A 20,781-nucleotide genomic window follows, 5' to 3' on the forward strand; every position below is an offset into this window, starting at 1 on the left:
TTTAAAATACGATTTGTAATTGTCCTTGTACGAGGTTTGAATTAGGCGCTCCCCATTTGTTGGAGTAGTCCGAATAAGTATAATTCAGTTGCACACGGCACGATTTGTAAAAGTAATAATTTACTCCGGCTGTATAATCAATCACTTCGCTATTTATATCCTTATCAGTATTTAAATAATCTACTCTTCCAAAAGCGTTCAATTTCTCAGGAATGAAATACCATAATCCAATGCCATGCAGGCTCTCTTTCTTTATTCCGCCATCATTTGCCCTGATATATTCGGCACGGGCATAAAGCCTGTCCGATTTATAGTCCGTACTTGCGATCCAGCGGTTGCGCACATGGTCTCTCGTTTCTGTTTCCCCGTTTTTTGTGTAGGTAGCTTCTCCGAAGTATGCGCCGCCACCTATGCGGAATCCTTTTACGGGCTGTAATAATATATTCCCGGCAAAGTCTTTCGTATTATTGGTTTCACTGGTAATAAGACCTGTTCCCTGATATAATCCTATTTTATATTCCAGCAAATGATGTGTTTTTGTTTCGAACAGATTTCCGTAGACTTGTATTCCCAGGTCACGGCCTCCATTGTTTTTCCCATTTTGTAATCGTAAAACGTCATCACCCATGCCGATCAGTGTTGAAACGGAACGACTGTTAGAAACAGATTCCAGCACCGTGGCCGAAAATTGGTTCTCTAGCGATAAAGGTATTTTTGCCTGCCCAAGTTTTACATTGAAAGCGCTGGATGGTGTCCAGTCTATATAGAATTCGGTCAGGGTAGGATTCACAAACTCCATCATGGCAAAATAGCTGAAATTCTTGAACAATTCGCCCCGCATATGCAGAAAAATGACGCGGGCGTTTACATCATGCTTTATATTGCTTACATCATTGTATCTGTACATCATCAGTCCATATCCACCGAACTGCATATAAGGCGTATTAAATGCGGTTCTTACTTTCTCTATTGCCTGATCGAATGATCCTGGTTCCTTTTGGGGTTGGGCACTTATCTGTATGGAATCGGCTTCGTTCTGGGTTAAAATATTTTTCTCTACCAGTTTCTTTAAAAGCTCATTATTTACGTCTTGTGCATAGGTAAAAGTGTATACTGTAAATAAAGTAAGCGCGAGTAAAAGTTTCTTCATTAGTTCGTTGTCGTATCTATCTATTCCGTTAATCTATATTTATTGGCTCTCCCAAATGCCGTGGCTGCTTATTTGTAACTATATCCACAAATACCTTTACACGGGCAAATATTTCCCGTATTTTAGTTTTAAATGACCATTTACTTAGTCTCAGGTCTTTTGCGTTGTATCCGTATGCATCCAATCCTTTTTGCCGGGCAATGAATACGGCCCGTTCGTTATGAAATTTCTGAGAGACTATGATAAATGAATCCTGCCCGAATATTTTATTCATTCTTACAACGGAGTCAAGTGTTCTTAGTCCTGCATAATCGCAATGGATAATGCTGTCCGGCACTCCGGCCTCGATAAGGGCACTGCGCATATCGTCGGCTTCGTTGTAGTGATGCCAGCGATTGTCTCCACTGACAACAAAGGCCTTTACCTTACCTGCCTCATAAAGCTCTTTTGCGGCCTGTATGCGATAGGTAAAGTAAAGGTTTTGCCTGTTGCCGATATATCTGGCCGCCCCTAAAACTAAAGCAGCCTTTTGTGAAGGGACGCTGTCGGTATTATTAAAAATATATTCTTTTGCATCGTGTGGTATTTTCCAGTTAGCAAAGGCAATAACTGCACCGACAAGCAATACTGCTATGAAAATTATCCCCACGGTCCGTTTAATGATTTTCTTCGTTCGGCCTTTCATTAAATTCTATCCAGTACTTTTCTGATAAGGTCTTCTATCGATCCTTTATAATTAGCATTCGATTCTCCGGCCAGGCGGTTGGCAATAATTGTGCAGACAGTCATGGCCTTATGTCCCATCAGTCTTCCTAATCCGGCGAGCGGTGCGCTTTCCATTTCATAGTTGGTGATTTTGTCGCCTTTAAATTCGAACGTTTCTATTTTGCTGTTCAGATCGGGATTGGCTAATGGCATGCGCACATATCTACCCTGAGGTCCGTAGAATCCGATAGCAGAAATGGTCATTCCCATTATCATATCATGGCCTACACGTTGAACCAGTTCTTCATCTGCCGGAACAAAATATGGCGCACAGTGCTGAGGGTTCCAGTCTACATATTTCTTGAACGCTTCTTCATAAGCAAGCAGAGCCACTCCGTTGCGCCCTTCGTAATAATTTAGTACGCCGTCGAAACCGATAGATTTAGCAGCTACGACATACGAACCTATTGGACAGTTGGGTTGTAACCCACCCGAGGTCCCTACACGAACCATTGTCAGTTGTTTGAAATCTTTTTTTACCTCCCGGGTTTTAAAGTCTACATTTGCCAAGGCGTCCAGTTCGGTAAGTACAATATCGATATTATCCGGGCCTATCCCGTGCGATATTGCTGTAATACGTTTGCCTTTATACACTCCTGTGATGGTGTGAAACTCACGGCTTTGAACGTCAACTTCGATGCTGTCAAAGAATGAAGCTGTAAGGCTTACCCTGTCGGGGTCACCCATCATTATTATCTTATCAGCTAGTTGTTCGGGTTTGATATGAAGATGGAATACACTACCATCTCCGTTGATAATTAATTCTGATTCCGGTATTATTCTCATAATTATTTCTTTATAGTTTAAATGCAAAGATATGCAAATCCGGTTGTATATTCTATAATCTTACTTTTTTAAATAAGTTTAGTTAATAAAACGGGATATGTGAAATAGCTATAGAAGCAAATTTCATATATTTGTAGTATATAATAAAACTTCTTAGAAGAATCTTAAATTTATACCATATAATATGAATAAAATCAAGCACTTTCTATTTATTGTGTGCGTGTGCACATTTGTTTTTAGTGATACGGCCCGGGCAAATGAACCTGAAATGAATCTGCGAGACGATGGTGAATTGTTTAAAGTGGCAATAGCAGGTTATACTTTTGTTAATTTTAATCTGGATGAAACCCTGAAAATGATGGAAGAGGTAGATGTCCATTATTTATGTATTAAAGATTTTCATCTTCCACTGAATAGTACAGATGAACAAATAGCTGAGTTTCATGCAAAACTTGCGAAACATAATGTCACAGGGTATGCTGTAGGGCCTATTTATATGAAAACGAAAGAAGAAGTAGACAAGGCTTTCGATTATGCCAGAAGAGTAGGAGTGAAGTTGATTGTCGGTGTACCTAACCATGAATTACTCCCTTATGTGGAAGAGAAAGTGAAGGAATATGATTTTAAATATGCCATCCACCTGCACGGTCCTGATATTAAATTATATCCGAATGCAACAGATATTTATGAGCGTGTGAAAGATCTTGATCCGCGTATTGGCATGTGTCTCGATATTGGCCATAATTTGCGCGACGGACAAGATCCTATTGCAGATCTTAAAAGATACAAAGACAGGGTTTTCGATATTCATATGAAGAATACGACTGCGGCCAGTAAAGAAGGTAAGACCGGAGAAATAGGTCGTGGAATTATCGATATTCCGGCTTTTGTAAAGATGCTGCGCGAGGTTAAATATGATGGAGCATGCAGCCTTGAATATGAACGGAATATGAAAACACCGTTGGCAGGTATAGCCGAGTCGATCGGATATTTCAGAGGAGTAATCGATGCAACTAAATAAAGGAATGAAATGAGCGGGATAAGTTTTATCCCGTTTTTTATTTTGGTCAATTATTTATATTTTTGGCATAAATAAAGATTTTATGAAGATAACCCTTCTTGTTATAGGCAAAACCGATGCCGGTTATTTTGTGGATGCGATCACTGAATATCAGAAAAGGCTGGAACATTATATACCTTTCGATATTCAGATTATTCCTGATCTGAAAAACACTAAAAGTCTGACTGTTGAGCAACAAAAAGAAAAAGAAGGGGAACTAATCCTTAAATCAATACAACCCGGTGATTACATTGTTTTACTCGATGAAAAGGGGAAGGAATATACTTCCGCGCAGTTTGCATCTTACATCGAAAAGAAAACTCATACTGTATCGAAACGCCTTGTGTTTATTATCGGAGGGCCTTACGGCTTCTCTCAGGATATCTATAACAAGGCGAATGAAAAACTGACTCTTTCCCGTATGACTTTTTCACATCAAATGGTGCGTCTTATATTCGTAGAGCAGCTTTATAGAGCTATGACAATCCTCAATAATGAGCCCTATCATCATGAATGATACAACTTCGGGTAGATTTTCCTATTTGTCGATAGAATAACCCTATTTGTCGAAACTGTTTGCCTCATTTTCAGAAAGAGAGTAATATTGCATTCAATCACATACTTTCTGATTATGAATATTAACAAATTATTTATCGGATTTTTTAGCCTTATTTGTCTGATTGCATTTTCATGTAGCAATGATGATGTTTCAGATATAATAGATGATGGCGATATTGATGATGACGATGAAGAAGTTGTTATTGACGATGACTTCAAGACGGACACAAAAGATACGACATTTGTCAATGCTGTACTTATAACCTTTACTAATGACGGGGTTTCTATAACAAATCCTTATGAAGATGACGGGGTTTCCATAACCGAGAGCAACGGAAATGTTGTTGTCACATCCACAAATACTACTACAGAATTTAATTACGTTTTGTCAGGACAAACAAAAAGCGGATCTGTCAAGATTTATAGCGATCTGAAATTCGGACTTGGTTTTAATGGTATCGATATAACAAGTACCGATGGTCCTGCGCTCAATATTCAATCGGGTAAAAAAGTGACGATTACCCAGGTAGGAGGAACATCCAACCGCCTTATCGATAGCAGTACATATACTCCGTATGGCGATGAGGACATGAAAGGAGCTTTCTTTAGCGAAGGGCAATTGAACTTTGAAGGTAGCGGTAGTCTCACAGTATATGGCTTTTATAAACATGCTATTGCCAGCGATGATTATGTCAGGGTAAAAAGTGGAACTATCATTGTGAAAACGGCGGTAAGCGATGGTATTCATGCCAAGGATTATTTCCGCATGGATGGCGGAACTGTAGAAATTAAAGCTTCCAGCGATGGCATTGATTGTGATGAAGGCTATATCCGCATCGATGGAGGAAACATTACGATAAAAAGCGCCGACGATGGTATTGTGGCCTCTTATGAAGATTCTGATGCATCTATAACTCCATACATTACTATAGACAACGCTACAATTGATATCACAACTACGGGGCAAAAGGCTATGGGTATAAAAAGTGATATAAGTTCGGTAACCGTGAATAGCGGGACAATTAATATCAATGTAAAAGGTGAGGCATCAAAAGCTTTTAAGACCGGTGGCGATATGGTTCTGACCGGTGGCGATCTGACTCTTGCAACTTCGGGTAGTGCATTTTATGATACCAGCGATCAGGATATATCTTCTGCAGCCGGAATAAAGTGTGATGGTAACCTTACCATTAATGATGGAACAGTTCTGAAAATAACCAGCTCGGGCGCCGGAGGTAAGGGTATCAGTGTCGATAATGATTTTATAATGGAAGGCGGAACGGTAACCGTTACAACAACAGGTGAACAGTATAAATATGGCTCGGACGACACAGCTGCTAAAGCTATAAAAGCAGATGGAAATGTTACAGTAAATAATGGTAATATTACAATAAAGACTTCCGGAGTTGAAGCCGAAGGCTTGGAAAGTAAAAAGACACTGACCATAAACAATGGTAATATAATTATTGAAGCTTACGATGACTGTATCAATGCCTCAAATCATATAGCGATAAACGGAGGAAATATTTATTGCTACAGTACAACTAATGATGGAATAGACTCAAACGGGACTCTCACTGTAACAGGAGGAGTTGTGATAGCTTCCGGAACGACTTCACCCGAAGAAGGATTCGATTGCGACAACAATACTTTCAAAATAACAGGGGGCATCCTTATCGGCACAGGAGGGGCTACCAGCAGTCCTACATCGAGTGTCTGCACACAACGATCCCTGGTTTATAGCACTACCGGGACGGCGAATGAACTGATACATATAAAATCTTCGGACGGTACTGCTATCTTAACTTATAAGGTGCCAAGGACATACAATACAATGACATTGTTGTTTAGCAGTCCCGACATGAAAGCAAATACTAGTTATACGATATATAAGGGCGGAAGCATCACCGGAGCTACGGAGTTCTATGGATTTTATACCGGAGGCACGTATACCGGAGGAAGTTCGGCAAATACATTTACTGCCAGTTCCAGTTCTATGGTGAATACTGTAGGAAGCTCATCGGGTGGAGGACGTCCTTAGAAAATATAAGTTCTTGTTTAAGATAGATAATTGATGTTGAGGAACGGGTTTTGCAGTGATGCAAGACCCGTTCCGTCTTTTATTGCTGTTTCAGATTTGACTTATTCAGAATATCGCATTTATAGGATATTAGTATTTCAACGCATTTATCTATATCGGTAGGTCTGATCACTACACTTGCTGTTTCTCCTTCCGAAAATGCATACATATATTCTATGAATATATTTTCTTTGGCCAAGTATTCCAATACAATTGCCAGAGCACCGGGCTTGTTCGGGCAGTTGAAACATACTACATCTGTTACACTTACACCGAAATGTGCTTCTTTTAAGACTTTAACCGCATGTTCCACATCGGATACAATCATACGCAGTATGCCGAAGTCTGCGTTTTCTGCGAGGCTAAAGGCTGTCATGTTTATTCCGTTGTTGCCCAGTATATGGGTAACGTCATTTATCCTGCCTGTTTTGTTTTCTATGAAAACCGATAGTTGTTTTATTGTCATGGTCAATCGATCTTAGTTAAATGTTCTCTTATCTAATACCCTTTGTGCTTTACCTTCACTGCGCTTTATGCTGAACGGTTCTACGAGCTTGATATCTGCACTAATTCCCAGAACGCTTTGCAGGCGTTGGGCTATTTTCTTTTTGAGTGCGAGCATCTTTGTTATTTCATCCGAATAGAATCCATCCCGCACTTCTACTTGTACTTCCAGTATATCCAGATTGTTTATTCTATCGACCACAAGCATATAGTGAGGTTCAAATTCTTCCATTTCCAGTATAACGCTTTCTATCTGCGACGGGAATACATTTACTCCACGAATAATAAGCATATCGTCGCTGCGTCCCACGATACGGCTCATTCTCACATTTGTGCGCCCGCATTTGCATGGTTCATCCATCAGTGTACACAGGTCTTTTGTCCTGTATCTTAATAGTGGTAAACCTTCTTTTGTTAATGTCGTGAATACTAATTCACCTTGCTCTCCGTGTGGCAATTGCTCAAGGGTATCAGGAGAGATGATCTCTGCATAGAAATGATCTTCAATGATATGAGAACCATCTTTGTACTCACATTCATGCGCTACCCCCGGGCCCATTATCTCGCTTAGACCGTATATATTATAGGCATCAATACCCATTTTTGCTTCGATTTCCTTACGCATATTTTCTGTCCATGGTTCAGCTCCGAAAATACCTGTGCGCAATTTGAATTCTTCACGGGGTATTCCTGTTTTTGCCATGGCTTCTGCCAGATAAAGGGCATAGGATGGTGTACAGGCAAGGGCCGTTGCACCGAAGTCGTGAAGTAACTGGATATGTTTCGATGTATTACCGCTCGACATAGGAATGACAGTTGCCCCGAGATGCTCAACTCCATAATGTAAACCCAGTCCTCCGGTAAACAATCCATAGCCATATCCGACCGAAAAAATATCGTTTCTTGTTGTTCCGAATGCGCTAAGGCAGCGGGCTGTCATTTCCGACCAGATAGAGAGATCTTTGCGGGTATAGCCCACAACAGTGGGAGAGCCTGTTGTTCCCGAGGATGCATGTAATCTGACAATCTCCGACATCGGTACGGCAAACAGTCCATACGGGTAATTATCCCTCAAATCCTGTTTGGTCGTAAACGGGAGTTTTACGACATCATCAATTGTATTAATGTCTTCGGGAGTAACATCCATCTCCTGCATCTTCTGCCGATAGAAGGGGGTGGAGTGATATACCCTTTCTACAAGTTTACGCAAGCGCTGCCCCTGAAGATTCCGTTTTTCTTCAGTACTCATGCACTCTTTGGGTTTATTCCAAATCATAGTATATTTTAGTTTTTAGTTTTATCGTTTATTTTGTCATTTTGAACGGAGTGAAAAATCTCCTGAGTATAAAGATGCTTCGCTTAGCTCCAGAATGACAAAAAGAAATTTCTTAATGATCTATACTGAACGCCTTTAATCTATTATCCAATACATCATACAAATCTTCACTCATCCGAGAACAGCATGCCCTTACGCCCTGTTGCTCGCTTCCGGTAGTTGATAAGGCAATAGAACTAATTCCATAATAAAGTAATTCCTGCATCAGTTCGCCGCAACTCATATCCTGATAACCGATCGTAAAGAAAAAGCCATCGGAAATATCTCTGTCGATATCCTTATCATACACTACATGGAAACCATACTTTTTGAAAGATTCTTTCATCCGGTGTGCACGTCTGGCATATTCGCTGGTTTCTTCCACGAAGTTGAAATCGCCATCTGAAGCTGCTTTAAGCATGGCTGCATATCCGTATTGGGTGGTATGCGTAATACCCGAAGTAATCATATATAATATTGCTCCTACGAATGTAGGGCCGAAAATCCCTGCTCCTGAATATCGCTTTGCCAACGCTTCTGATTTCAAAGAAAACAGTTTGTCCGATACACAGACTACTGCTGCCCGCTGTCCCGCATAACTGAATATTTTGGATGAAGACAGCATCAATATGTAGTTTTCTGTATATTTTGCTACTGTCGGTACATATGGCGATTCGAACGGATGTCCGAAATCGGTACGAAAATCCATGCCGAAGTAGGCAAGGTCTTCCAAGATGATTACTCCGTATTTGGTTGCCAGTTCACCTATTATTTTCAGTTCGCTTTCGGTAAGGCAAATCCATGCGGGATTGTTAGGATTGGAGTAGACGATAGAGGAGATGTTACCTGCTTGAAGTATATCTTCGAGTTTTTCTTTTAGCTTCTCTCCTCTGAAATAGTGAATGTCAAATTCCAGATAATTGATTCCCAATACTTTCAATTGCGATTTTTGGATAGGGAATCCCGGATCGATAAAGAGTACGGTGTCTTTCTTTTCATCGTATTGATTGCAAACAATAAATGAACCAAAAGAACCTGCGACCGATCCTGTAACAGGAATGCAAGACACAGGAGAAATATTCACATCAAGAAATGCTTTTACAAATCGTGCGGCCTCATTCTTCAATACAGGGATACCTTCTGCTGCTGGATACATGGACGCTACTCCGGCGTCGAGTGCTTTTTTCTCGGCTTCTAATCCTATCTGGCATGGCTTTAATCCGGGTACTCCCTGATCCATACGGATAAACGGAATGCCTGTGACCTGCTCCAACCGGGAAGCTATTAATAATACTTCGCCGATAGTGGCATTTTCCAGATTTGTTATTTTTAGATCGTCAATAACCTGTTTAATGAGTTCCTGACTGAATACTCTGTTTTGCATTTGTTAGCTATTTAAGAGTTCTTCTATTTGCTTTATAAATTTATCTTGTTTTAGCCTTAGCTTTTTTATTTCTTTTTCTAACCAGATTTTTGAAACGGTTAAATTTACTTTAGTATTTTCATCTACATCTCCTTCCATTTGTTCTGAGAATTCGATATAGTCTTCATTATGCCTGTAATAAGGATATGGATGTCCTATCCATAACATTTGCCACTTTTGATTTGTGTCAGTAAAAATATTTTCCCATTCTTCCAGATTAGACAAATCCCCACAACAACTGGTCGTTAATTTTATTTCTTCATTTTCGGGAATAATAACTATTCCTCCATAGAATTCTTTCTCAAGTTCTTCGCCAAGATCTTTATCTGATTTCTTAACTTCTGCTAAAATTCTAAAATCAGTATTACTAATAGTATCAATATTAACCAGCCAGGAACGTTTTTGTATAGGTTCTAAATAGGATAAACCGCTGTCATGCATACACCTTTTCCAATAGATATACCAATCTTCGTCGGTGTCATCATAAATTGGAGACTTATGATTTTCTTTAGCATAATCATAAGGTGCAAATTCAAGAGTATTGATAATATGCATTATATTTTTATCTGTTCTTCTCCTGCTTTCTTCCCTCCTTCAAAAGCCTTGAGATTCATTTCTACTATTTTTTCTCCTTTGCGGGAGAATACTTGCCGTATGGCGTCTTCTAGTTTTTCCTGATCGATACCTAAAATAACAGATGCGGCCCCCAGCAATGCCATGTTGGTTGCCCTTCCAGAACCCGCTTCTTTTGCCAGAGTGTCTATATCCAAAAGAATCACATTCGGTAATAAAGAAAGTTCCTTTGTTATGGCATCCTGATCGGGGTAATTCGGAATATTGATAAACGGAGTTGAATTCGTTACTATCCATCCTTTCTGAGAGAGATAGGGGAGATAGCGTAATGCTTCCATCGGTTCGAGGGATATAATGGCATCCGCGCTCCCTTTTGCAATAAGGTCGGAATATATTTCTGATGAGGATATACGTAAATTCGACTGTACATCTCCTCCGCGCTGGCTCATACCATGTACTTCGGCCTGCTTGATGTGTAAACCCTCTTTTAAAGCGGCTTCTCCTATTATGGCTGCAATGGAAAGTATTCCTTGCCCCCCGACTCCCGAAAGTATTATATCTAGTTTCATTTTTTCCTTTTTAATGTTTGAATACATTCTCTACGTGGGATAATAACCGATACACCCTTGTATTCTATCTCTTCTTTTATCACGCTTTTTATCTCATCCATATTCTTAGGGAGAGGAATAACCACCCGTACGTGCTCTTTCTCTACGCCTATGCCATAGCAGATTTCTTCCAGTTTTTCAGTCCCAGCCGAATCCTGTCCTCCGGTCATGGCTGTTGTCAGGTTATCAGATATGACGACTGTTATGTTCGCCTTTGAATTTACGGCATCCAATAGCCCGGTGATACCCGAATGGGTAAATGTAGAGTCTCCGATCACAGCGACAGACGGGAACAATCCTCCGTCGGCAGCCCCTTTTGCCATAGTAATAGATGCCCCCATGTCCACACAGGTATCGATCGCCCTGAATGGAGGTAGTGCCCCGAGCGTGTAACAGCCTATGTCGCTGAAAACTTTAGCATCTTTATATTCCTCAACTACTTCGTTCAGAGCTTTATATACATCAGAGTGTCCACAACCTGAACATAAGGCTGGCGGACGGGGTACTATATTTTTGCTCGCTTCAAATTGTTTCTCCATTTCAAAGCCCAATGCCGCACGGACATTATCGGGAGTGAGTTCTCCTACTCGTGGTAATTCACCAGTCAATCGCCCTTTCACTTTGCCGCTTTCATCGAGTAATCCGCGAAGTTGTTCTTCTACAAAAGGCTGCCCGTCTTCCAATATCAGAACTTCGTCACATTCATCCATTACTTTTCTGATCAGTTCCTTTGGCAACGGATATTGGGATATTTTCAATACAGTGCGGTCACATCCCTGTGGAAAATTCTCCATCAGGTAGTTATACCCGATACCGCATGCGATAACCCCTTGCTTATTTCCTTTCTTGTATGAATTGTATTCGGATGCGGTTGATAGTTTCTCCAGCTCAGGCTGGCTGGCTAACAGTTCGTTATATCGTCTTCTGGCATTTACCGGAAGGAGTACCCAGCGGGATTTATCTTCCGGAAATTTTATCGGGTTCTGTTCTTTAATTCCGGATGTAACCACTTCTGCCCGGGAATGAGCCATACGTGTGGTTAGCCGTACTAATACAGGAAGTTCGTATTTTTCGGATACTTCGAACGCATACCTGATCATATCGTAAGCTTCCTGCTGTGACGATGGTTCGAAAACAGGAACAAAGGCAAATTTACCGTAAAACCGGGAATCCTGTTCATTTTGTGAAGAGTGCATCGACGGGTCGTCGGCAACCAGTACAACCAATCCTCCGTTTGTTCCTGTCATCGATGAATTCACAAATGCATCGGCGGCAACATTCAACCCGACATGCTTCATGCAAACCAGCGCCCTTTTTCCAATATATGAAACTCCGAGGGCAGCTTCCATCGCTGTCTTTTCATTCGCACACCAACGGCTGTGTATCTTTCTTTCCTGTGCTAAAGGCTGCTCTTGTATATATTCCGTTATTTCGGTGGATGGTGTTCCCGGATAAGCGTAAACACCTGCTATACCGGCGTGGATTGCTCCTAAGGCAATAGCCTGATCGCCCAGTAATAATAGTTTTTCTTTCATTTATATTAGTGTAAATTTATCAGCGTCATGTAAAGCGGGGAATGATTCCCTGAATCTGGTCAAGGATTTTAGTTCTATACTCCCTGATACGGCTTCCTCAATATTATTCTCTGCTGAAACGATTGTTTTACCCAGATAGTCTATTAATGCCGTTCCGCCACAATAGTTATTGTCCGGATCGTTTCCTGTACGATTAACTGCAGCTACATAACACTGGTTTTCGATGGCTCTTGCCCGTAGCAGTATATTCCAGGGTTCGATGCGTTGTGTCGGCCAGTTCGCTACATAGATAATCATGTCGTAATCTCCTTTATTCCTTGAAAACACAGGGAAACGAAGGTCATAACATATCTGCAATAATATTTTTACTCCCTGATATTCTACTATCACACGGTCTTCTCCGGCAGTGTATTCGTTATGTTCTCCGGCATAGGTGAAGAGATGTTTTTTGTTGTATGTAGCATAGCTGCCATCGGGTTTCACGAAGTAGAAGCGGTTATAATAATTCCCGTTTTCTTCGGTGGCTACACTGCCGGCAACGGCCGCATTCTTTTCTCCGGCTACATGTTGCATCCATTGCAGGGTTTCGGTAGCTGCCTTTTCAGCAATGCCATTGGGTGTCATACAAAAGCCCGTAGTGAACATTTCCGGCAGGATGATAAGATCGGCATCAGGTGAAGCGTCGATTATCTTTCTTGCCTGATTTTTGTTGTATGTAGGGTCCTGCCACTTAATATCGGTTTGAATTAAAAGTATATTCATGTGTATCAGATATGTTAGTCCAAACAGACTTCGAAGATAAGTCTTTTTAGTAAGATATAAAATAGCAGATTGCTAATTTATCGTAAGATTATTGGGCGCTTGTGTAAAAAGAAAAGCGGTCTGGAATGCTAAATGTTCCGGACCGCCCTGTTATTCTTGTGAAAATGTATTACATGTTCATTCCGCCGCAAACAGGAATAGCTTGCCCTGTAACGTAGGCAGATAGGTCAGACCCTAAGAATACGGCTACATTAGCTACATCTTCAGGTGTTCCTCCACGGCGAAGGGGAATTTGTTCAGCCCATTTTTTCTTTACGTCATCAGAAAGTACACCTGTCATTTCGGTGATGATGAATCCCGGGCAGATAGCGTTCGCACGAACGTTTCTCGATCCAAGTTCCTTTGCTATTGATTTAGCCAGGCCGATCATTCCTGCTTTAGAAGCAGAATAGTTAGTCTGTCCTGCATTTCCTGACAAACCTACAACCGAACTCATATTTATGATGTTTCCGCTTTTTTGTTTAATGAAAACAGGTGTAAGCGCATGGATGAAATTGAACGCTGATTTCAGATTGATGTTTATCACCATATCCCATTGTTGTTCATTCATACGCATCATTAGTCCGTCACGGGTGATGCCGGCATTGTTAATAAGGATATCTACCTGTCCGAAGTCTTTTACTATTTCTTCCACTACTTTGTGAGTGTCGTCGAAGTTAGCAGCGTTTGATGCATAACCTTTTACTTTCACGCCGAATTTAGCTATTTCGGCTTCTGTGGCCTTTGCATTTTCATCGATAGCCAGGTCAGTGAAAGCGATGTTAGCTCCCTGCTCTGCATATTTAAGAGCGATAGCCTTACCGATTCCTCTGGCTGCTCCTGTAATAATAGCGGTTTTACCTTCTAATAATTTCATAATTTTATAAATTAATATATGATTTAATCTTTTTTCTTCTTTTTAAGGCCTTCAAAGATCAGATAAGCGATATTCTCCCTTTGCGATTCGGTTTTCAGGCTTTCGGCTCTTATCTGCCCGCGGATGTATGGTACCTCCAGTCCTTTCAGCGCATGGTGAAGTATTTCGGCTGTAGCCTCAGTGTCCGGCATTTCGAAAATATCTTCCTCTACTCCTTTGTTGAGGATGTCCTTTAAAACCTGTATCTCTTTCCTGTCAAAAGATTTCCTTACGTTCTGCACACGCCATATATCACGGAAAAAATCTGCTTTGAGTGTCCCGTTACGGGCCACTACATTTTTTACCGCATCGAAACGGGTATAAAAGAACAGCATAAGCTTTTCGTCAGCCGGAAGTTTCTTGCTGGCAACAGTTTGCAGGGCCTGGTACATCTGGTTTAGTTCCGATTCCAGAACGGCCTGATAAACCTCGTTCTTGTTGTTGAAGTATGTGTATAATGTGCGCCTGCCTTTGTGCGAAGCCAGAGCTATATCGTTCATAGTCGTATTTTCTACTCCCAGTTTGGCGAATAGTTGACGTGCTACGTCGATCAATATATTTCGGGTTTTGTTTATGGTCATATATTAAAAATGCACACAAATATTATAAGTGTGCAAATTTAGTATAAAAATTATGGAATCAGTAATAACTTTTGCGTTTTTCTGAATTCTTCCATTGCTTTTTGTTAAAAGTTGACAAAGTTGACGCATTTTTCACTTTTTTATTTTCCTGTTTTTCTCGTTTCAGAGGATGTGTGTGATTGCTTGTCGTTTCTGTCCAGTATCATTCTTACAGTGCGTAAGTCGGGCATATAATCCTTGGTTGTGATAGTTCTCGATTTAAATTTCAGCCTTGAGTCATCCGTTTCGTCAGGTATATATGTGTCTTTTTCTACAACCGTTGTGCCTTCTTTCAGCCGTTTTTTGATGGACATATAAGCCAGTGACATTAATTCTTCATTGCGGTACTTGATGGCTTCTTCCACCTCTGTCTTAAATTCGGGCTTTTCGTTCATCCATGTATAAAATATCTGTCTGCTGATGCCTAGTATTTTGCAGGTTTGCGAGATAGAGAAAAATTCGGTTCCCAGTAATTCGATGATTTTAGTTTGTAGTTCTTCATTAAATTTTGCCATAAGAGTTTTCTGATACAGATAAAACAGCAAGAATTTAATAGATTTTTTTTAACAATCAGCATATGCATTGTTAAGTTAATAGCCATATTAACAGAGCAATGGCAAAAATCAACAACGAGGTCATGAACATAAAACCCCCGGTGCGATCGTTTTTTTTCGATTCGTCATTATTCCTTCGTCTGATAACTCCGGCTCTGAACCAAAGGTAAATACTCGAAATAAAAAGAATGCTGCCTATCGTTATTAAGATTGAATAAATGTTCATGATATAACTGTTTGATAATAGATTAACATTTTGAAACGACCTATTGTTTTGCGTTACGCCAGAATCCTAATAGTCACTGATTTATAATTTAATAATTATTTTGATTTAAGAAGTTCAGGCGTTTGTCTTTTTGCTGATTACTTCTAAATATTTTTTGTACTTTTGTGCTTTCTTTTTAGTATCTAAAAAATATAAAAACTAAAAGTCGTGGCTAATACGAAGTACATATTTGTGACAGGAGGAGTAATATCCTCATTGGGAAAGGGAATCATTGCGTCTTCACTGGGAAAACTATTACAGGCCAGAGGGTATAAAGTAACAATTCAGAAGCTCGATCCGTATATCAATATCGACCCGGGTACACTGAATCCGTATGAGCATGGTGAATGCTATGTTACGGTCGACGGGCATGAAGCCGATTTGGATCTTGGGCATTACGAACGTTTTCTGAATCAGCCTACACATAAGGATAATAATATCACTACCGGACGTATTTATCAGAATGTGATAAGTAAAGAACGTAAAGGCGATTATCTGGGTAAAACCGTTCAGATAGTTCCTCATATCACCGATGAAATCAAGCGAAACATTAAGATGCTCGGTACAAAATATGACTATGATTTTGTAATAACTGAGATTGGCGGAACAGTCGGCGATATAGAGTCACTGCCTTTTATCGAGAGTATACGCCAGTTGCGCTGGGAGCTCGACAAAAATTGCCTGTGTGTGCATCTTACTTATGTGCCATATATAGCTGCGGCAAGAGAAGTAAAGACTAAGCCTACGCAGCACTCCGTGAAGCAACTTCAATCGGAAGGAGTTCAGCCCGACTTGCTTGTTCTCCGTACCGAACACCAGTTGGATAAAGATATCCTTCGCAAAGTGGCATTATTCTGTAACGTAGAAGTCGATGCAGTAGTACAATCAGTCGATGTGCCTACTATTTACGAAGTGCCTTTAAATATGCAGGCTCAGAATATGGATGAGATCGTGCTTCGTAAACTTGGTATGCCTATCGGCGATAAACCGGAAATGAAACCCTGGCGTGAATTTCTTGATAAGAAGAAAAATGCCAAAGAGACAGTCCGTATAGGCTTGGTCGGTAAATATGTTGCACTGCCCGATGCTTACAAATCTATCAATGAATCTTTATTGCAGGCGGCAACATACAACGACAGAACGCTTGATCTTCAATTTATATTATCTGACAAACTGACCGAAGAAAATGCAGAAGCTACACTTGCTTCGTTGGATGGCATAGTTATTGCTCCTGGTTTTGGGCAGAGAGGGCTCGAAGGAAAAATTCATGCCCTGAAATATGCTAGAGAGCATGATGTGCCTACTTTTGGGATTTGTCTGGGTATGCAATGTATGGTAATAGAATTTGCCCGTAATGTATTGGGCTTGGAAGATGCAAATTCGACAGAAATGAACCAGCATACTCCATTCAAGGTGATTGACCTGATGGAAGAACAAAAGAATGTTACCAATATGGGCGGAACAATGAGGCTTGGCGCGTATAAGTGCGAACTGGAAAAAGGTTCGCTCGTCTATCAGGCTTATGGTAAGAAGCTGATAGAAGAACGTCACCGCCATCGTTTCGAGTTTAATGGCGATTTCAGGGACGACTATGAAAGTCATGGGATGAAATGTACGGGTATCAATCCGGAAATGGGTTTGGTTGAAGTTGTGGAGATGCCTGAAAAAAAATGGTATCTCGGAGTACAGTTCCATCCCGAATATAATAGTACGGTTGTTTCTCCCAACCCTTTATTTATGAGCTTTATTAAAGCAATAGTAGAGAACAAGAAAAAATAATAAATAGGTCTGTGACCTCAAGAAAGGAATTTAACTTTATACAATTTTTAGATGGATAAGAATACGGTTATCGGGTTTATACTTATTGCTGTAGTAATAATAGGCTTTGGTATATTGAATCAACCTTCGGCGGAAGATATCGAACGCCAGAAACAGCAACGCATAAAAGACTCGATTGAATACGCTCAAACACTTCAAAAGGAACAGGAGAAACTAACACTTGATACAACACTGGTTTCCAAAGAGAATAATGTTGTCGATGATTTTTTTGCACAACCTGTTCAAAAACAGGATTCCTCTTCGCAGACAATAGATTCGTTGCAAAATGCTTCAAAACAACAGCAGGAACAATTTACCACCCTTGAAAATAATAAGCTGAAACTTGTTTTTTCTACGAAAGGCGGGCGCATGGTAAGCGCTCAGCTAAAAGAGTATATGAGTTACAATAAAGATGCAAAAGAGAACTCCGATTCTCTTTATCTTTTCAATAACGACGGGGACTTTTCATTGGCTTTGACTAACAGGCAAAATAAGGTTCTGCATACCAATAACCTTATATTTACTCCGTTAAAATCAGAAAACGACAATTCGCTTATCATGCGTTTCTCATATTCTGATAGCCAGTATGTCGATTTCATTTACAAGCTGGCGGATGACGATTATACAATGAAGTTCGATATCAGTATGGTAGGAATGCAACCGCTTCTCGATAGGGAAAAAGCAGATGTGTTTGAAATAAACTGGGCACAAAAACTTCGTCGTCAGGAAAAAAGTGTAAAGAATGAGCAACGCTATTCTCATCTTTATTATAAATATGTAGGTGGTGATGTGAAAGAGTTGAGCGCAGATAAAAACGAGCAGGTGGAAGTAAAAGAGCCTGCCAAATGGATCGCGTTCAAAAACCAGTTCTTTGCCCCGATATTGATTGCCGATGAGAAGATCGAAGTCGCTCTTCTTGATTCAAAAGTATTACAGACAACCGAAGATAGTGAATATCTGAAAGCCTTTGACGCTACTCTATTTGTCCCTGCTCAGGTAGATATGAATGCAGGAACAATGAGAGCCGGGTTCTCATATTATATGGGGCCGATGTCATTCTCACTGTTGAAGGGGTATGACAAACATATTGACGATGCCAGCAAACAACTCGATTTAGATAAGCTTGTTCCACTGGGATGGACGCTGTTCCGCTGGATAAACCAATATGTTGTGATTCCAATTTTCAATCTGTTGAAAGATACAGGGCTATCGATGGGTATTGTTATTCTGCTACTGACAATAATAGTAAAACTCGTTATCTCTCCATTGACATATAAATCGTTTATGTCATCTGCCAAAATGCGGGTATTGCGCCCTCAGGTTGAGGAGCTCAACGCCAAATATCCGAAGCAGGAACAGGCAATGGAAAAACAGCAGGCTACGATGGCACTCTATAATAAGGTCGGGGTTAATCCGATGAGTGGTTGTTTTCCCCTGCTGCTGCAAATGCCTATACTGATTGCTTTGTTCCAGTTCTTTCCCAATGCGATAGAACTGCGTCAGCAGAGTTTCCTCTGGGCAAACGACTTGTCTACCTACGATGCTGTAATAAACTGGGGAACTCACATCCCATTGATCGGGTCGCATCTGAGCTTGTTCTGTATATTGATGACTATAACAAATATCATCTATACAAAATTCAACATGGAAATGACCAATACCGGGCAACAGCAAATGCCGGGTATGAAGTGGATGATGTACCTGATGCCGCTGATCTTCCTGTTCGTGTTGAACGATTATCCTTCAGGTCTTACATACTATTATTTCTTATCGCTGCTGATGACTATTCTATTGACTATTGCGTTCCGCTATATGATCGATGAGAAAAAGGTGCTTGCCAAACTGGAAGCCAATAAAGCGAAGCCGAAAAAGAAATCGGGTTTTATGGCACGCCTCGAAGAAGCACAGCGTATGCAACAGCAACAGCTGAAAGAAAAGAATAAAACCAATAGTACAAAACGTAAAAGATAAAACCTCTATTACCTTACCAAATCTCTTTCTGTGATGAAAACATTATATGTAAAAGACAGAGAAGAATGGCGTAAATGGCTGGAAGTTAGTTTTCAGACAGAGAAGGAAATCTGGCTTATCTATCCAAAAAAATCTTCAGGAAAAGAGGTTATATTATACAACGATGCCGTAGAAGAAGCACTGTGCTTCGGATGGATCGACAGTACACTGAAAACGCTGGATGAATACCATACCATCCAGCGTTATTCTGTTCGTAACCCAAAGAGTACCTATTCCCAACTGAATAAAGAAAGGATCATCTGGCTGCATAAGAATAATATGATCCATTCGACCGTTGTTGATTCCATACGCTTTATTCTGGAAGAAGAATATATTATTCCCGGCTACATTATCGAAGAAATAAAAAAAGATGAACTGGCATGGAAGAATTTTTCCTCTTTCTCTGATTCTTATAAACGTATAAGGATCGCCTATATCGATATGGCCCGCGATTATCCCGATCATTTTCAGAAACGCCTGAATCATTTTATCGAAAAAACAAGGGCTAATAAGCTTATTAAAGGCTATGGAGGTACAGATAAATACTATTGAAAAATGAAAATCTGCTATCTGATACTGGCTCATAACAATTTCCTGCATCTCGACAGGCTGATCGACGCGCTTGATGACGCAGACAGCACTTTCTATATCCATGTAGATAAGAAATCGGGTGATGCTTACAATCCTTCAAAAGATAATGTCAGAATAATTCCCGAACATATCGATATAAACTGGGGAGGTTTCACTATGGTTGAGGCTACTCTCGCTTTGATGCGTAATGCGGTGAGCGGTAGTCCTCTGGCCGATTATTTTATACTTATCAGTGGTGTTGATTACCCTGTCCGGTCAAAAACGTTTTTACTTGATCAGCTGAATCAGCGAAAAGAGTATATTGATATCGCTCCCGTCCCGGTTCCTTATAAACCCTTAGAGCGTTATCTATACTATTTTTTCGACTTTAAGAGACGCGATGCCCGGCTTTACAATCCGCTTTTGCTGGCGGAGGTATTATTGAAGAAACTGAACATAAAACGTAATCCTCCTTTTAAAATATATGCAGGTACACAATGGTTTGCCCTGACAAATAATTGTGTGAAGTATATTCTGAAAACAGTGGAAGAAGATAGGCGATATGTAAGCTTCTTTAAATATACCTTAATTCCGGATGAAGCATTCTTTCAAACGATCATAGGTAATTCTCCATTTTCAGACAATACGGCCGCCAGTCTGACATATACTGACTGGGAGGTGCCTGTTCCTCCTGCGACGATGACAGACAATCATATTGAATTTCTGAAAACACATATTGAATTTGACGACGAGTACGGACAACGTTTCCCTTACTTTGCCCGCAAGTTTGATGGTAATAGCAGGGAACTATTGGATAAAATCCAAGAAGAATTATGGAAAGATATAAAGAATTAAAAAAGATATAATTAT

Annotated in this window: 20 protein-coding genes; 7 read left to right on the forward strand and 13 right to left on the reverse strand. The window is 40.3% G+C overall.

Features of this window, described 5'->3' with window-relative positions; translation table 11 throughout:
• Position 1 precedes the first annotated feature (1 nt).
• Genes GGR21_RS18125 through GGR21_RS18135 form a run of 3 tightly spaced genes read right to left on the reverse strand, consistent with a single transcriptional unit; the run spans position 2 to position 2,701 of the window.
• Entirely contained in the window at positions 2–1,150 is a 1,149-nt protein-coding gene (locus GGR21_RS18125) for a porin (RefSeq protein ID WP_183308683.1), read from the reverse strand.
• A gap of 28 nt (positions 1,151–1,178) precedes the next feature.
• Positions 1,179–1,835, reverse strand: a complete 657-nt coding sequence (locus tag GGR21_RS18130) for a SanA/YdcF family protein (protein WP_183308684.1) — start codon at positions 1,833–1,835, stop codon at positions 1,179–1,181.
• On the reverse strand, positions 1,835–2,701 hold the full coding sequence (locus tag GGR21_RS18135) for a nucleoside phosphorylase (RefSeq protein WP_183308685.1): 867 nt from the start codon (positions 2,699–2,701) through the stop codon (positions 1,835–1,837). Before GGR21_RS18135 ends, GGR21_RS18130 begins: the two co-directional genes overlap by 1 nt.
• 268 nt (positions 2,702–2,969) lie before the next feature.
• On the opposite strand from GGR21_RS18135, the gene GGR21_RS18140 reads away from it, so the two are divergent.
• The 3 genes from GGR21_RS18140 (at position 2,970) to GGR21_RS18150 (ending at position 6,360) form a co-directional block, all read left to right on the forward strand.
• Complete coding sequence (locus tag GGR21_RS18140) at positions 2,970–3,722, forward strand: sugar phosphate isomerase/epimerase family protein (protein WP_246348115.1); 753 nt, start codon at positions 2,970–2,972, stop codon at positions 3,720–3,722.
• Positions 3,723–3,804: 82 nt separating this feature from the next.
• Positions 3,805–4,278, forward strand: a complete 474-nt coding sequence (gene rlmH, locus GGR21_RS18145; RefSeq protein ID WP_183308687.1) for a 23S rRNA (pseudouridine(1915)-N(3))-methyltransferase RlmH — start codon at positions 3,805–3,807, stop codon at positions 4,276–4,278.
• A 114-nt stretch (positions 4,279–4,392) separates the two neighbouring features.
• Entirely contained in the window at positions 4,393–6,360 is a 1,968-nt protein-coding gene (locus tag GGR21_RS18150; protein ID WP_183308688.1) for a carbohydrate-binding domain-containing protein, read from the forward strand.
• 79 nt (positions 6,361–6,439) lie between these two features.
• Here GGR21_RS18150 and GGR21_RS18155 read toward each other — a convergent pair whose 3' ends face one another.
• From GGR21_RS18155 to GGR21_RS18200, 10 genes are all read right to left on the reverse strand, one after another.
• Positions 6,440–6,865 carry an amino acid-binding protein gene (locus tag GGR21_RS18155; protein WP_183308689.1) on the reverse strand — a complete coding sequence of 142 codons (426 nt, stop codon included), beginning with the start codon at positions 6,863–6,865 and terminating at the stop codon, positions 6,440–6,442.
• 12 nt (positions 6,866–6,877) lie between these two features.
• Positions 6,878–8,179: a phenylacetate--CoA ligase family protein gene (locus tag GGR21_RS18160; protein WP_183308690.1), complete on the reverse strand. Its 1,302-nt coding sequence runs from the start codon at positions 8,177–8,179 to the stop codon at positions 6,878–6,880.
• A gap of 112 nt (positions 8,180–8,291) precedes the next feature.
• Positions 8,292–9,602 (reverse strand): aminotransferase class I/II-fold pyridoxal phosphate-dependent enzyme, encoded by a 1,311-nt coding sequence (locus GGR21_RS18165; protein WP_183308691.1) that lies wholly within the window; start codon positions 9,600–9,602, stop codon positions 8,292–8,294.
• A 3-nt stretch (positions 9,603–9,605) separates the two neighbouring features.
• Positions 9,606–10,196 (reverse strand): hypothetical protein, encoded by a 591-nt coding sequence (locus GGR21_RS18170; RefSeq protein WP_183308692.1) that lies wholly within the window; start codon positions 10,194–10,196, stop codon positions 9,606–9,608.
• Positions 10,196–10,783 (reverse strand): indolepyruvate oxidoreductase subunit beta, encoded by a 588-nt coding sequence (locus GGR21_RS18175; protein WP_183308693.1) that lies wholly within the window; start codon positions 10,781–10,783, stop codon positions 10,196–10,198. The genes GGR21_RS18170 and GGR21_RS18175 overlap by 1 nt, the downstream gene beginning before the upstream one ends.
• Positions 10,780–12,357 carry a thiamine pyrophosphate-dependent enzyme gene (locus GGR21_RS18180; RefSeq protein WP_183308694.1) on the reverse strand — a complete coding sequence of 526 codons (1,578 nt, stop codon included), beginning with the start codon at positions 12,355–12,357 and terminating at the stop codon, positions 10,780–10,782. Before GGR21_RS18180 ends, GGR21_RS18175 begins: the two co-directional genes overlap by 4 nt.
• Entirely contained in the window at positions 12,358–13,119 is a 762-nt protein-coding gene (locus GGR21_RS18185) for an amidohydrolase (protein ID WP_183308695.1), read from the reverse strand.
• Between the two features lie 169 nt (positions 13,120–13,288).
• A complete protein-coding gene (fabG, locus tag GGR21_RS18190; protein ID WP_183308696.1) occupies positions 13,289–14,035 on the reverse strand; it encodes a 3-oxoacyl-[acyl-carrier-protein] reductase in 747 nt (248 codons plus the stop codon).
• 23 nt (positions 14,036–14,058) lie between these two features.
• Complete coding sequence (locus GGR21_RS18195; protein ID WP_183308697.1) at positions 14,059–14,655, reverse strand: TetR/AcrR family transcriptional regulator; 597 nt, start codon at positions 14,653–14,655, stop codon at positions 14,059–14,061.
• A gap of 140 nt (positions 14,656–14,795) precedes the next feature.
• The gene (locus tag GGR21_RS18200) at positions 14,796–15,209 is read right to left on the reverse strand and encodes a phBC6A51 family helix-turn-helix protein (RefSeq protein ID WP_183308698.1); all 414 of its coding nucleotides are present in this window, start codon (positions 15,207–15,209) and stop codon (positions 14,796–14,798) included.
• 472 nt (positions 15,210–15,681) lie between these two features.
• Between GGR21_RS18200 and GGR21_RS18205 the strand changes: the two genes are divergently transcribed.
• Genes GGR21_RS18205 through GGR21_RS18220 form a run of 4 tightly spaced genes read left to right on the forward strand, consistent with a single transcriptional unit; the run spans position 15,682 to position 20,766 of the window.
• Positions 15,682–17,292 (forward strand): CTP synthase, encoded by a 1,611-nt coding sequence (locus GGR21_RS18205; protein WP_183308699.1) that lies wholly within the window; start codon positions 15,682–15,684, stop codon positions 17,290–17,292.
• A 51-nt stretch (positions 17,293–17,343) separates the two neighbouring features.
• Entirely contained in the window at positions 17,344–19,302 is a 1,959-nt protein-coding gene (gene yidC, locus GGR21_RS18210; RefSeq protein ID WP_183308700.1) for a membrane protein insertase YidC, read from the forward strand.
• A gap of 33 nt (positions 19,303–19,335) precedes the next feature.
• Entirely contained in the window at positions 19,336–19,893 is a 558-nt protein-coding gene (locus GGR21_RS18215) for a YdeI/OmpD-associated family protein (protein WP_183308701.1), read from the forward strand.
• A gap of 3 nt (positions 19,894–19,896) precedes the next feature.
• Positions 19,897–20,766 (forward strand): beta-1,6-N-acetylglucosaminyltransferase, encoded by an 870-nt coding sequence (locus GGR21_RS18220; protein WP_183308702.1) that lies wholly within the window; start codon positions 19,897–19,899, stop codon positions 20,764–20,766.
• Positions 20,767–20,781: the final 15 nt, after the last annotated feature.

It is taken from the genome of Dysgonomonas hofstadii (assembly GCF_014196915.1).
Classification (GTDB): domain Bacteria; phylum Bacteroidota; class Bacteroidia; order Bacteroidales; family Dysgonomonadaceae; genus Dysgonomonas; species Dysgonomonas hofstadii.

What these genes read in the sequence shown, in the direction of transcription:
- GGR21_RS18140 (WP_246348115.1), top strand. Translation starts at nt 2,970, where the DNA reads ATGAATCTGCGAGACGATGGTGAATTGTTTAAAGTGGCAATAGCAGGT.
- yidC (WP_183308700.1), top strand. Translation starts at nt 17,344, where the DNA reads ATGGATAAGAATACGGTTATCGGGTTTATACTTATTGCTGTAGTAATA.
- GGR21_RS18135 (WP_183308685.1), bottom strand. Translation starts at nt 2,701, where the DNA reads ATGAGAATAATACCGGAATCAGAATTAATTATCAACGGAGATGGTAGT.
- GGR21_RS18125 (WP_183308683.1), bottom strand. Translation starts at nt 1,150, where the DNA reads ATGAAGAAACTTTTACTCGCGCTTACTTTATTTACAGTATACACTTTT.
- GGR21_RS18165 (WP_183308691.1), bottom strand. Translation starts at nt 9,602, where the DNA reads ATGCAAAACAGAGTATTCAGTCAGGAACTCATTAAACAGGTTATTGAC.
- fabG (WP_183308696.1), bottom strand. Translation starts at nt 14,035, where the DNA reads ATGAAATTATTAGAAGGTAAAACCGCTATTATTACAGGAGCAGCCAGA.
- GGR21_RS18175 (WP_183308693.1), bottom strand. Translation starts at nt 10,783, where the DNA reads ATGAAACTAGATATAATACTTTCGGGAGTCGGGGGGCAAGGAATACTT.
- GGR21_RS18170 (WP_183308692.1), bottom strand. Translation starts at nt 10,196, where the DNA reads ATGCATATTATCAATACTCTTGAATTTGCACCTTATGATTATGCTAAA.
- GGR21_RS18150 (WP_183308688.1), top strand. Translation starts at nt 4,393, where the DNA reads ATGAATATTAACAAATTATTTATCGGATTTTTTAGCCTTATTTGTCTG.
- rlmH (WP_183308687.1), top strand. Translation starts at nt 3,805, where the DNA reads ATGAAGATAACCCTTCTTGTTATAGGCAAAACCGATGCCGGTTATTTT.
- GGR21_RS18220 (WP_183308702.1), top strand. Translation starts at nt 19,897, where the DNA reads ATGAAAATCTGCTATCTGATACTGGCTCATAACAATTTCCTGCATCTC.
- GGR21_RS18185 (WP_183308695.1), bottom strand. Translation starts at nt 13,119, where the DNA reads ATGAATATACTTTTAATTCAAACCGATATTAAGTGGCAGGACCCTACA.
- GGR21_RS18215 (WP_183308701.1), top strand. Translation starts at nt 19,336, where the DNA reads ATGAAAACATTATATGTAAAAGACAGAGAAGAATGGCGTAAATGGCTG.
- GGR21_RS18180 (WP_183308694.1), bottom strand. Translation starts at nt 12,357, where the DNA reads ATGAAAGAAAAACTATTATTACTGGGCGATCAGGCTATTGCCTTAGGA.
- GGR21_RS18130 (WP_183308684.1), bottom strand. Translation starts at nt 1,835, where the DNA reads ATGAAAGGCCGAACGAAGAAAATCATTAAACGGACCGTGGGGATAATT.
- GGR21_RS18200 (WP_183308698.1), bottom strand. Translation starts at nt 15,209, where the DNA reads ATGGCAAAATTTAATGAAGAACTACAAACTAAAATCATCGAATTACTG.
- GGR21_RS18195 (WP_183308697.1), bottom strand. Translation starts at nt 14,655, where the DNA reads ATGACCATAAACAAAACCCGAAATATATTGATCGACGTAGCACGTCAA.
- GGR21_RS18155 (WP_183308689.1), bottom strand. Translation starts at nt 6,865, where the DNA reads ATGACAATAAAACAACTATCGGTTTTCATAGAAAACAAAACAGGCAGG.
- GGR21_RS18160 (WP_183308690.1), bottom strand. Translation starts at nt 8,179, where the DNA reads ATGATTTGGAATAAACCCAAAGAGTGCATGAGTACTGAAGAAAAACGG.